This window comes from Streptomyces sp. CA-210063 (assembly GCF_024612015.1).
In the GTDB taxonomy this organism is placed as follows: domain Bacteria; phylum Actinomycetota; class Actinomycetes; order Streptomycetales; family Streptomycetaceae; genus Streptomyces.
In genome coordinates, this window is sequence record NZ_CP102512.1 from 7,394,504 (window position 1) to 7,407,056 (window position 12,553).

Genomic DNA, 12,553 nt, shown 5'->3' on the forward strand with positions numbered 1-12,553 from the left:
GTTGGGGTGGGCCGGGTGGGGGGTGCGGCCTGGACGGGTGGTTCTTCGACGGGGCAGGTGTGGTTGATCGCCTGCGCCGCCCTCTCCCGGGCTATGTGTCCGGCTCCGACGTCTCCAGGACGCGATACCAGGCCAAGGGTGGTTGGTCGGCTCCCTCCCCGTGCAGGGGCTGGAAGCGCGCCGCGTCGGCAGACGGGCCATCGGCGGTGAGTTCCCGGTGGAGGCCGGGGGAGATCACGATCAGGACGGTCCCGGGGATGTGGTCCAAGGCCGCTCGCACGTCGGGTGGGGTCGCCGGGTGGCCGGTGGGGAAGGCCTGCCAGCATGTCACCCGGACCGTGGGAGGAGCCGTCAGCTGACCCAGGTCATGGGGGAGCCGGCGCAGGACGGGATCGAGGGCCGCCAGCACGGACCGGAGGGAGGCCTCGGGCTCGGCGCGGATCAGATAGCCGTTCGTGTGGCCGAGAATCTCGTACTGATCGGGAGCCAGGCCGCTCAGCGAGAGCAGCGAGGGCAGGGTGCGGTCCAGGTCCCGGAGGACCTGCTTGTGTGCGTCGGGAGGGGCTGTCTCGATGGTGATCGCCGTCCGTCCGGACTCCCGCGCGTCGAGCAGTTCCCGGTACAGCGCGTCCGGAGCCGGGTCAGGCTCACCCTGGCGCCGATGCGCCCGGTACGCCTCGTAGGACTCGATCGCCTCGTCGATGCGGCCCTGGCCGCGCAGGGCGAGCATGTGCAGCCTACGGAAGTCCGCCCGGGCGGGATGGGCGCGCAGGAGCGCGTCCAGATCCGTCGTGGCCTGCGCGAAGTCGCCGTTCTCCAGATCCAGTTCGGCCCGGGTGGCGCACAGGTCGAGTCTGAGGGTGCGCAGGCGGACGCGCGCGGCATCGGCGGCGGGGCCCGGGACACCGTCCAGGGGCTCGCCCCGCCACAGGTCCAGGGCGTACTGGACGAATTCGCGAGCTGCCGAGGTCTCGCCGTCCTCCCGGCGGAATTCCGCTCTGGCGGCGAACTCTTCGCACTGGTTCACGTCGATGGTGCGAGGAGTCGCGTACAGGGCGTATCCACCCGAGGTGGTGGCGAGGATCCCGGCACCGAGGGTGTGCCGTAGCCGGGAGGCGTGCCGAGCGAGCTCTCGATCCGCGTGTTCCGGCAACCGCTCGCCCCACAGGCCTTCGGCCAGTTCCCGGTGCGTCACCGTTCTGCCGCTCCTGAGCAGAAGCATGCACAGCAGCGCCTGTTCCTGGGGAGGGAGGACGGGCAGGGGGCCACCATTCCGGGTGATCCGCACCGGGCCGAGGAGACGGTATCCGTAGGGGTCACCGGCGGCCGCGGTGTGCTTGTCGAAGGTGAGGGACGTGAAGCGGTCCCTGCCGCGGCGCTGCCTGTCGAGATCGGCGGAGAGGAGATCCTCGACGGCGTCGGCGAACGGTTCCCGGAAGGCCCGGCGTGACCGGGGGAGTTCGGTGTCGGCGGGACCCAGGTGCTCGGCGGTGGCCGCTCCGCCGAGCGATTCGGACAACAGGCGTCCGAGATCGTTCAGGTCCCTCGACTCGCTGTCCGTCCGTGTGCGCTCCAGTGCGAACCGGGTGACCTTGACCGTGCCGTCGGGGCAGAGCAGGAGACAGTTCGGGGTGAGCCGCCCGTGCGCCAGGCCGTGGCCGTGCACGACCGTGAGGCACTGCGCCACCTGGTTCGCCACCGACGTCAGCATCCAGTACGGCAGCCGGACGCCGCCCTCGGCGGTGAGCTCGGCCAGGGTCACGCCCTCGACGAACTCCGTGACCAGCCACGCGTTGCCCTCCCACAGGCCGAAGACGTGTACACCGACGATGTTGGGGTGGCGGACATCGGCGAGGGCCCGTGCCCGGTCCAGGAACGTCTCGTGCTGGTCCGGACCCACCTCGTACCGGTACATCGCGACAGTCCGCCCGCTCCGGGTGTCCTCCGCCTGCCATACCTTCGAGCCGTGCCACAGCTCCCGCACCTTCCGGTAGGCGCCCAGCACCAGCCGGGGGTCCTCCGGCACCGTGCCGCCCATCCGGCGGACACTCTCCTCCCGCACCACGGCGAACGGCTCGCCCTCCGCCGTCGCGTCCGTGCCCCCCGGAGCCGTGACCGTGAACGACCCGGGAGCCAGTCCCGCGCGTTCGTCTATCAACTCTCCCATTCGGGTGAGGAGTTCGGCGGTGAGGTGGCGGGCCGACCGGGGCAGCGTACGCAGCAGCGCGTTCCGTACCCCGGGCCGGAAGGCGTACGACCCAGGGGGGCCCGGGACGCTCCTCAGCATTCCGCTGAGGATCACCTCCGCCAGATGCTGTGGCCGAGGGTCCCGTTCGATCGCCGCCTGCACCAGGCGCATGACAGGCAGCCTGGGGCGCCCGACCGCGAGATGGCCCGCGAGGCGGAAGGCTTCCGGAGAAGCGAGGGAGCGAAAGCGGAGCAGCAGTTCCTCGGGGGAGAGCCGCTCCACATCGCCGCGACCCCGATCGTCGACCGGTGAGGGTGGCGGGGCTGTACCGAGCAGAGCGACCGAGCCCGGTACCCGCCCCGCGTGCAGCAACCGCGACCAGTTCGCCAGCCAGGGCGCCGAGGCCTCCAGAACGGGCACCGGGAGAGCCCAGGGCTCCGCACCCTCCAGAACGAAGGACTCCACGTCGTACGACGAGTTGGGCGCGGCGGGCGAGGGTCCGCCGATCCGGGCGGTCTCGGCGGGCAGGGCCGTGGTGCGCCAGAGGCGTTCGGGCAGCGGCTGGATCACCGCGACCGGCATGCGCGCGCACCAGCGGCGCAGCGTGCGGTACCAGCGGCTTCCCGCCGCCCCGCCCCGCCACTGAGGCCCCATGCAGTCGCTGATCAGCAGCGTGACCGTGCGGCCGGCGGCGTACGAATACTGCGAACCGGAGCCGCGCAACGTGCCGTCGGTGGCCAGACGGTTCAGTTCCACTGTGCGGAAGACGCCCGACTGGGCCAGAGCGGTGTGGAGTTCGCGGATGAGGGGACTCCAGACGGGCATCGTGGGACCGGCGTCGTACACGATGTGCAGGGTCAGCCACCGTTCCGCCACCGGGCGCAGCACGGGCAGCCACCACCGTGGGGGCGTCCCGGGCCGGGCGATGAGGTGGGCGGTCGCCTTCTCGTCCAGTTCCAGGCCGACAGGGGCCGGGACCCGGCGTTTCAGGGGGCGCAGCGCGCGTTGCAGGCTCAGAGGGTGGGACAGCAGTGGTGGAGCGGGGGCGAGCAGGGGCGTATGCGTGCCTGTCCGGGTGGCCGGTGTCCGAGGGAGGTCCGGGAGGTGGAGGGGAACCCGGTCGTCCGCGGAGCGCGACGACGCGGGAGGGGTGACGGAAGGCGCGGGCTGCGAAGGCGCTGTTCTCGAATCGGACCGCGGTCGCTCCGTCCGCTCGGGCGGTACGGCGGCTTCGGGCACCGCGGCGGCCGGGTGCTCGGAGCGTGGGACGGAGCCGGGCAGTTCGAGCGGACGTATGTGCTGGGCGAGCCACAGGACTTCGGCGAACTCGATGGGCGTCGGCTGATCGCCGCCACCGAGGTTGGCCCGCCCGAGCAGCTCGGCGAGCCGCGCGACTCCCGTCGCCGGGCTTCCCTCGCTGTCACCCCGCGCCGGCGGTCCGTCCGCCACCGAATCGCTCATGACCTCACCGCCCCCTGATCCGTCCGCCCGGCCCTCTCAGTCTCCGAAGCCGTCCATCGCGTCCCGGGCGCGGCTCAGATACGGCATCAGCTGTTCGGCCAACTCGTCCCTCGACGCCGCGTCGATCCCCGGCACCCCCGTCAGGTAGATGGCGTTGAGCAACTGGTCGGTCGCCAGCTCTCCGTCCGTGCCCCGTGCGAGGAACTGTTCGATCAACTCCCGTGCGTAGGTGTCGGGTTCACCCAGATGCGCGTGCACGATCCGTTCCAGGTGAGTGCCCCGCGGTTGCGGAAGTTCCAGTCGTACGCATCGCCGCAGGAACGCCGGAGGGAACTCCCGTTCGCCGTTGCTCGTCATGACCACGAACGGAAACGCCCGGCACCGCACCCGCCCCCGCGCCACCGCCACCCGGTCGTCCGTACCGTCGACCATCACCTGGGCGGAAGGGGTGTGGTGGGCGGCGCGCACCAGCTCCGGGATCTCGTACTCGCCCTCCTCCAGGATGTGCAGCAGATCATTGGGCAGGTCGAGGTCGCTCTTGTCGATCTCGTCGATCAGCAGGGCACGGGGGCGGGCATGGGGGAGGAGGGCGGTGCCCAGCGGGCCGAGCCGCAGATGGTCCTGGAGCTCGCTGTCCCGCGGGCGCTGACGCGAGGCGGCGCGGCTCGCGGCGTAGAGCCGGGAGAGCGGGTCGTACTGGTAGAGGCCGTCGTGGAGCGTCGTACGGCTGGTGATGTTCCAGCGGAGCACCGGCCCGAGCTTCAACTCCCGTGCCACGGCGTACGGGAGGCTGGACTTGCCGCTCCCGGGTGGGCCGGTGACCAGCAGCGGGCGACGCAGGTACAGGGCCGCGTTGACGAGTTGCACGGCACGGTCGGTGGCGCGGTACGTCCGGGCTCGGTGCCTGCGGTCCGGCGAGGTGGATGAGATGTCGTCGTCCTCGACGGGGGGCGCCAGCTCGGGGCTCCCGTCGAAGGCGCGCCAGGGCGGTGGCGGGGGGAGCCGGTCGATGCCGTCGTGGGGCTCGCCGGCACCCGTGTAGACGGGCCACAGGGACATGGGGACGTCTCCTCGCACAGACTCGGGTCATCAGACAGGCAGATCCTGAAAGCTGTCCGGATCGGGCAGGCACCGTGGGTCTTCCCACAGCAGTGTCAGGTCGTGGGCCCAGTGCTGCTCGGCGGACGGCGACTCGGCTGCGGAGTCGAGCCCGGGCTGGGGACCGGAACCGGCGTCGACGGCACAGGCCGCTTCCCGTAGTTCATGGATGTAGGCGGGGAGTTCCCCGAGCGGCAGCCCCACGAGATGTTCGTCGAGACGGTCCAGGAAGGCCGTTCCCTGGCAGTTCTCGTGCGACAGGCCGCTGCCCCGACAGCCGGAACGTGGCCAGAGCACCGCCGGCGCCGGGGCGTTCAGGGTCGCCCGGAGCAGTTGCCGGACGCCGTCCGCGCGCGGCGGGGTACCGAAGCCCACCAAGTGGGTGCTGCGGCGCAGCCCTATGGTCAGGCTCCTCGGGTTCTGTGCGAGCGACTCGCAGCCGATGCGATGCAACTGTGCCTCGGCCTGGGCGTCCAGACACTCCCACTTCTGCTTGAGCTTGTGCTGAAGGCCGAAGCTCCGCCGCCGTTCCAGACTGATGACGACGAGCGGGGCGAAGGAGCCGAGTGGGCTGTCGTCGTCGGGACTGCGTTGCCAGTGTGCGACGTCCAGGTTGAGGTAGCGCAGGGGCACCACGAAGGCGATGAGTTCCCGTGCCACTGGTTCCAGGGCGTGATACGCCTCGTCTATGCGCTCCAGGACGTACGCGCGGATGTCCTTGAGGGCGAGACGACTCGTTCCCACCACCAGGCGGTTCTGACCGTCGTAGGCGGACACCTCGACCAGGAAGTAGTCGTCCCCGCGGCCGCTGGGCGCGATCTCGACGAGGATCGGTGACCAGTCGCGTGCCGTCCTGGCCTTGCGCTTGGGCGTGGCTGCGCTCCCCGCGTACGACCACGTCCGCAGCGCCCTCCGTGTCGCCGGGTCGTTGACGAAGATGGCGAGCCGTCCCGCGAACCGGGCGATCGCCGCGGGATCCGGTACCTCGAACAGCAGGTACCAGGCCGCGTCCCAGAGGGAGTCCAAGCCGCTCGGTGGAGGAGGCCCGATACCGACGGCGTCGCGGTAGAGCCGTTCGGGGCTGCACGGCAGGTCGTCCTCCTGGGACGCTGCCTCGATCAGCAGCCGCAGCAGCTTCCGCTGTTGTCCGGTGTACCCGGGAGTCGGGATCAGGTCGGCCAGGGGTGGCCAGTAGCGGGCCATGACGTGCGCGGGCAGCATCTGTCCGTCGCGGATCCCGGGGTCCTTCGCGGCCGATGTGACCACGCCGACGACCCTGCCGTCCGTGAGGGTCAGCCCAGCGCCGCTGAATCCGGGGGCGAGGGGCTGGCCATGCGCCTTCCATGCCTCCAGCTGGACCCATTCTCCTTTGATCAACTGGGCGACGGTGGCCCGGTATTCGGCGAAGGCCCCGTTCCTGCTGTGCTTGGGGAAACCGAGGACCGCCAGTTTGGGCAGTGGATCCCCGTACGCCTCGGAGACGGCCGCGAATTCCGCGGGTCTCAGGTCGACCGGATGAGCCAGTTCGAGTACGGCCACGTCGCCGCGCGAGCTGACGGTGCCGTCCCAGGGACCCCGGGTGATCACACTGCTGGTGATCGCCTTCCCGTCACCGTGCACGAATGTGACGCGCACCTCGTGCGTGCCACTGTCCTGGACGACATGGGCGCAGGTCAGGACATGACGCTCAGTGACTAGCAGACCGGCTCCGGTGCCTCTTCCGCACTCGATCCTGGCGTGCCACGAAGTGCTGGTCATGACATCCGGGCCGTCCCCGGCGAGCCGTCGGCCGACCCCGGGGACCAGGCGAGCCTGACCACGAGGTGGCCCTCGAGCGCGCTCTTCGTGATCACCGCGCCCGCCTCCGCGCTCAACTTCACACCGAACTCGATCTCCACGCTGTCCGGCTTGAGTGAGCTGTCCCGGAAGACGCGAAGCGCCGACTCGGCGGCGGTACGCACGCCGTCCAGGGCATTCTCGAAGGTGCGGGTCGCCCTGACCGCTCCGTCATCCCGGTCCGCGACGAGGTGGGAGCCGGACAGATCCTCGGCGGGTTCCACCGAGATCACGGCACCGCTTTCGGTCGTGAACTCCACCAGACCATCCATGACGCCCCCCGTCATTCGTGCCTCTCGTCCGACCACATTGTTACGGACGGTACTTGGAGTTGTCCCCCCCTTCCGCTACCCATATGTTCCCTTGATGCCCCGGACGACCCCCAACTCCACCAAGTCCTGCGGCCGCACCCCGAGTTCGTCGGCCGTCGCCCGCACCCGTTCCTCCGGGCGTTTGAGGATCGCGGCCGCCAGTTCCGGTGCGATCACCGAGAAGTAACTGTCCGGTGTGGCCCAGGTGTTGTCCGGTGCGGCGAGGGCGAGGGCGCCGCCGGAGCCGCCCTCGCCGATCAGGAGGGTGGTGACGGGGGTGCGGGCGGTGGCCACGGCGGTGAAGAGGTCCGCGATGGCGGCGCCCGCGCCCTGGCGTTCCGCGTCGGCGTCGTTCGCGGCGCCGGGGGTGTCGACCAGGGTCAGCACGGGGATGCCCAGGCGGTCGGCGAGACGGATCAGGCGGGCGGCGGTGCGGTAGCCCGCCGGGCGGGTCGCCGTGCCTCGCTGGGCCGCGTAGGCGACGGTACGGCCCTCGTGCTCGCCGAAGCCGCATGCCATGCCCGGGTCGGTGCCGCCGCCGACGCGGTCGCCGCTGATGGCCGCGCGGCGGGTGAAGTACGCGTCCAAGTAGGCGTCTGCGCGGGGGCGTTGGGGGGATCGGGCGCGGGTCACGGCTTCCCAGCCGGTGGTGGGGAGGGGCGCCTCATGGGGTGGGGGGAGCGGTTCAGTGGCGGCTGCGGGTTGTTCGTGGTTGCTCGCGCCCCGCGGCGGAGCCGCAGATGGGTACAGCCCCGCGCCCCTGAAGGGCCTGCGGCCCTTGTGAGGGGCGCGGTGGGGTGGGAGGGCGTGGGGTGGGGGTGCCGGGGTCGTGGAGGGGATGGTCAGGAGGGCCAGCCACAGGGCCAGCGTCTCCCGTAGGTCTTCCGGGGGTACGACCGCGTCCACGGAGCCCGCCGCCACCTGGGACTCGGCCGTGTACGCCGTCGGGTCGGCGTCGGGCGGGCGGACGCGGGAGCCGGCGAAGCCGACCTGGGCGCCGGGGAGGGCGAGGACGACGTCGGCGCCGGCGCCGAGGGTGGCCCAGCCGCCGCCCGTCGTCGGGTCGCGGAGTACGGCGATCTGGGGGAGGCCCGCGGCGCGGGTGAGCGCCGACTGACGTGCCACGCGCTGGAGTTGGGTGAGGGCGCGCATTCCCTCCTGCATGCGGCTGCCGCCGGTCGCGATCAGGGAGACGACCGGGAGGCGGTGCTCACGGGCGTACGTGTACGCCGCCTCCAGCCTGTCGCCAGTGCGTTCGCCGAGCGAGCCGCCGAGGAAGCCGAACTCGAAGGCGATGAGCACGGCTTCGGTCGTACGGATGGTCGCCCGCCCGCACACCACCGACTCCCCCTCCCCGGTGCGCTCGGCGGCCCGGGCGCGTGAGGCGTCGTAGCCCTGCCAGGCGAGGGGGCCGTCCGGCTCGTACTCCCTCGCGGAGTCGGGGAGTTGGGTGAAGGTGTCGGTCACCAGGGCGATGGCCTCGCGGGCCGTGCGGCGGTGGTCAGTCATCCGTGTCGGCCGTCCTCAGCGCCCGCTTCATGATCTTGCCCATGTCGTTGCGGGGGAGGGAGGAGAGGTGGTGGACGATTCGGGGGCGCTTGTGGGGGGACAGGCGGGTGGCGACGTGGGTGGACAACTCCTCGGCGGCGGGCGGGGATTGGGGGTCGGCGGGGACGATCCAGGCGACCACGCGTTCACCCAGGTCGGGGTCCGGTTCCCCGGTGACCGCGGCTTCCCGCACCCCCGGGTGCTCCAGCAGCGCGTTCTCGATCTCGCCCGCGCCGATCTTGTAACCGCCGCTCTTGATGAGGTCGGTGGCCTTGCGGCCGACGATGCGTACATAGCCGTCGGGGTCGCGGACGGCCATGTCACCCGTGCGGAACCAGCCGTCGGAGGTGAAAGCGGCGGCGGTGGCGTCGGGGCGGTTGAGGTACTCGGTGAAGAGGTTCGGGCCGCGCACCTGGATCTCGCCGACCGACTCGCCGTCGTATGCGGTGAGGGGCGTGCCGTCGTCCTCGACCAGCCTCAACTCCACGCCCGGCAGCGGGACTCCGACCGTGCCCGCGCGGGGTTCGCCGTCCGCGCGGACGCTGGTGTTCATCAGGGTCTCCGTCATGCCGTACCGCTCGATCACTCGGCGCCCGGTCGCCGCCGCGATCCGCTCGTGGTCGTGCACCGGCAGCGCGGCCGAGCCGGAGACGAGGAGGCGGGCGCGGCCGAGTGCCTTCGCCAGTTCCGGATCGGCGGGCAGGGCCTCCGCGATCCGGTGGTACATCGTCGGCACGCCGAACAGCATGGTCGCGCCGGCCGACAGCTCCCGGGCGACCGCTCCCGTGTCGAACCTGCCCAGGTGACGGACCGATCCGCCGCGCCGCAGCGGGCCCAGGATGCCCAGGATCAGGCCGTGTACGTGGAAGAGGGGCAGGGCGTGGACCAGTACGTCGTCGGCGGTCCACTGCCAGGCGTCGGCCAGCGCGTCCAGGGTGGTCGCGACGGCTCGGCGGGGGATGACGGCACCCTTGGGCGGGCCGGTGGTGCCGGAGGTGTAGACGACGAGGGCGGGGGCGGCGGGGGACGGTTCGTCCGCCGCCGGGAGCGGCGCCGACACCGGGGCCGACCCGCGCCGCTCCTGGACGTCGATGTCCACGCGCTCCAACTTGCCCAGCGCGTCCGGGAGTTCGATGCCGCGCGCGGTGAGGACCAGGGTGGGGGCGCTGTCCTTCAGGATGTGCCCCAGCTCGCTCTCGCCCGACTTCGGGTTGAGCGGCACGACCGGGACCCCGGCCCGCAGCGCGGCCACGACGCCCACCGCCGTCTCCAGCGTCGGTGTCGCCCAGACCGCCACCCGGCCCGCCTCGCGGAGCCGGGCGGCGAGCGTGCCGGTCGTGGCGGCGAGTTCCGCGTACGTCAGGGACCGGTCGCCGAAGCGGAGGGCGGGCCGCCCGGCCCGGGTGTCGTCGGTGAGGGCCGGGAAGAGAGGGGACACGTTCTGTACTCCTTGGTCGTTGTCCTGCGCTGTACCGCTACCGCTCATGTGACTACCCGAACCCCGGGACGACCAGCACCAGCCACGCCACCGCGGGTACCACCGCCACCACGATCCCTCCGTAGACCATCAGCTGCCGGAAGAAGCGCTCGCGGTCGACGTCCGGTGCCGCGGCCAGGACGAGGGCGCCGTTCGTGGAGAAGGGGCTCACGTCCACGACCGTCGCGGACACGGCGAGTGCCGCGACCATGCCTATCGCGCCGATCTCGCCCTGCGCCAGGAACGGTACGGCGAGGGGGATGAGGGCGCCCATGATGCCCACGGACGAGGCGAAGGCCGACACGATCGCGCCGATGTAGCAGAGCAGGACGGCTGCGAGGAGGGGGATGCCGATGTCGCTGACGCCCTCGCCGGCCCAGGTGATGGTGCCCATTTCGTCCAGGACGCCCACGTAGGTGAGGACGCCGCAGATGAGGAGGACCGTGGACCAGGCAATCTGGCCTACCGCCTTGCGGCTGTCGTCCGGCCAGATGGCGCTGAGGATCACTGCGAGGGTGACTGCGGTGAGGCCGGCGTCCAGGTCGAAGGCGAGGACGGAGACGACCAGGGCGGCGAGGGCGGTGAGGGTGGCCGCGCGGGCGGGGGTGAGTGCGGGAGTGAGGGCGGTCTCGGTGCCGGAGGTGGATGCGGTACCGGGGGTGGGGTCGGCCGGGGGTTGGGTCCGCTGCTCGGCGGTACGAGGTGCCGCTGCGCCCACCCGTGCCGCCCCAGCGGCACGATTGCCCGCAGCTGTGTCGGCGGCGGTGGTGCGGTTGCCCGCAGCTGTGTCGGCGGCGGCTTGGGCAGTCTCGTCTTTCACCGCTCCCTGTGCCCACAGCTTCAGCCCGCCGAACAGGACGAACACCACCGCCGCGATCACGATGTTGGCTGTCAGTGAGGCCAGGAACAGGGCGACTTCGTTGCCCGGGAGGTTTTCGCGTTCCACGATGCCGTTGACGATCGTGCCGTAGATGCTGATGGGGGAGAAGCCGCCGCCCTGGGCGCCGTGGACGACCATGGCGCCCATGAGGAGGGGGCTGATGCCGTAGCGGGCGGCGAAGCTGAGGGCGATCGGCGCGACGATCGCGACCGCGGCCGGGCTGACCGCGCCGATCGCCGTGAGGGCGCCGGTGAGGGCGAACATCACCCAGGGGATGAGGGCCACCCGGCCCCGGACCAGCCGGATCGAGGCGTGCACCAGCCAGTCGGTGGTGCCGTTGGCGCGGGCGATCGCGAAGAGATAGGTGATGCCGACGAGGACGACGAACAGGTCGCCGGGGAAGCCGGCGAAGATGCCGTCCGCGTCGAGACCGGCGACGAGTTCGCCTACTCCGAACGCGGCGGCGAAGGCGAGCGCGCCCATGTTCACGGAACGGGTCGTGGCGATGACGAACACCACGGCGAGGACGAGGATCGAGATGAGTTCGGGGGACATACGGGCTCCCGTCGTTGGGTCCCGGAACGGCCGAGGGCAGTGGAAACTGGGGCTGAGTGGTCGAGTGGCTGAGCCACTCACGGTTGGTCAGCGTGGGCGCGTACGCGGGCCGCGTCAAGAGGTCGCGCAGGAATTGGCTCAGCCACTCGCCCATCGGGCCACTGGCGCGGGCCGGTGTTACGCTCCGGACGTGCGACCCCGAACGAGGCCGGACGAGGCCGGATGAACCCGGGCGACGCCGTACGAGCCGGACGAGTGACGAGTTGGGGGACCCGTGAGCGACGCCCTGCGCCCCATGGCCAAGCAGCGGCTCTACGAGCAGGTCCTCGACCGGCTGCGTCAGTACGTCGTCGAGGGCGGCCTGAAGGCCGGTGACCGGCTGCCTCCCGAGCGGGACCTGGCCCAGCGGCTGGGAGTGAGCCGGGCCTCGGTCAAGCAGGCGATCGTGGTGCTGGAGGTCCAGGGCCTGGTGGAGGCGCGGCACGGCGGCGGCACGTATCTCGTCCGGGACAGCCTCGATGTCGAGCCGGTCGAGGAGATGGTCGAACGGCGTCGGCGGCTGCCCGATGTCCTGGACGCCCGCGAGGCGTTGGAGACGAAGCTCGCCGAACTGGCCGCCGAGCGCCGCACGGACGACGACCTGGCCGCGATGCGGGACGCGCTCGCCCATATGGCCGGGGAGATCGAGCGGGACGGGCACGGTATCGAGGGCGACCGGCTCTTCCACGCGGCGGTCACGGCGGCCGCGCACAGCGGTCTGCTCGCGGAGTTCATGCGCTCCATCGCCGACCAGATCGCCGAGAGCCGCACCGAGTCGCTGCGCCAGCCGGGTCGGCCCGACCGTTCCCTCGCCCAGCATCAGGCGATCCTCGACGCCATCGCCGCCCGGCAGCCCCAACAGGCGGCCACCGCGATGCGCCGCCATGTGCGCACGGTCGCCAAGGTCCGCCTGCTGGACTGGGATCCGGGCGAGGCCCGATAGGGGCGTACGGATCCGCGAGGCGCGCGGGGCTGTTGGGGGAGCGCCGCGCGCGGTCTGTGACGGGAAGCGACGGATGGCTGCCGACGGGGAGACGAGCATCACCTTCGAGGGCGTCCTCCGTGCTGAGGGGCGGTGACCTGCGACGTCGTGCCGCTTGGTGGGTCGTCAGCTCCGGCCGCCCCTTCCCTCGTGCCCGTTCGACTTGTGGCGGCCGTCA

General features: G+C 71.6%; 8 protein-coding genes. 1 reads left to right on the forward strand and 7 read right to left on the reverse strand.

Annotated features, from left to right (window positions below):
• Positions 1-91: 91 nt before the first annotated feature.
• From JIX56_RS32340 to JIX56_RS32370, 7 genes are all read right to left on the reverse strand, one after another.
• Positions 92-3,649 carry an SAV_2336 N-terminal domain-related protein gene (locus tag JIX56_RS32340; protein WP_257545782.1) on the reverse strand — a complete coding sequence of 1,186 codons (3,558 nt, stop codon included), beginning with the start codon at positions 3,647-3,649 and terminating at the stop codon, positions 92-94.
• A gap of 36 nt (positions 3,650-3,685) precedes the next feature.
• Positions 3,686-4,708 (reverse strand): AAA family ATPase, encoded by a 1,023-nt coding sequence (locus JIX56_RS32345; RefSeq protein WP_257545784.1) that lies wholly within the window; start codon positions 4,706-4,708, stop codon positions 3,686-3,688.
• Positions 4,709-4,738: 30 nt separating this feature from the next.
• Positions 4,739-6,505 carry a serine protease gene (locus tag JIX56_RS32350; protein ID WP_257545786.1) on the reverse strand — a complete coding sequence of 589 codons (1,767 nt, stop codon included), beginning with the start codon at positions 6,503-6,505 and terminating at the stop codon, positions 4,739-4,741.
• The gene (locus JIX56_RS32355; RefSeq protein WP_257545788.1) at positions 6,502-6,855 is read right to left on the reverse strand and encodes a CU044_2847 family protein; all 354 of its coding nucleotides are present in this window, start codon (positions 6,853-6,855) and stop codon (positions 6,502-6,504) included. Before JIX56_RS32355 ends, JIX56_RS32350 begins: the two co-directional genes overlap by 4 nt.
• Before the next feature lie 75 nt (positions 6,856-6,930).
• Positions 6,931-8,403 (reverse strand): carboxyl transferase domain-containing protein, encoded by a 1,473-nt coding sequence (locus JIX56_RS32360; RefSeq protein WP_257545789.1) that lies wholly within the window; start codon positions 8,401-8,403, stop codon positions 6,931-6,933.
• Positions 8,396-9,880 carry an acyl-CoA synthetase gene (locus tag JIX56_RS32365; RefSeq protein ID WP_257545791.1) on the reverse strand — a complete coding sequence of 495 codons (1,485 nt, stop codon included), beginning with the start codon at positions 9,878-9,880 and terminating at the stop codon, positions 8,396-8,398. The genes JIX56_RS32360 and JIX56_RS32365 overlap by 8 nt, the downstream gene beginning before the upstream one ends.
• Positions 9,881-9,932: 52 nt before the next feature.
• On the reverse strand, positions 9,933-11,354 hold the full coding sequence (locus tag JIX56_RS32370) for an SLC13 family permease (RefSeq protein ID WP_257545793.1): 1,422 nt from the start codon (positions 11,352-11,354) through the stop codon (positions 9,933-9,935).
• 274 nt (positions 11,355-11,628) lie between these two features.
• Here JIX56_RS32370 and JIX56_RS32375 point away from each other — a divergent pair, with 274 nt between their 5' ends.
• A complete protein-coding gene (locus JIX56_RS32375) occupies positions 11,629-12,336 on the forward strand; it encodes a FadR/GntR family transcriptional regulator (RefSeq protein WP_257545795.1) in 708 nt (235 codons plus the stop codon).
• The last annotated feature ends 217 nt before the right edge of the window (positions 12,337-12,553 follow it).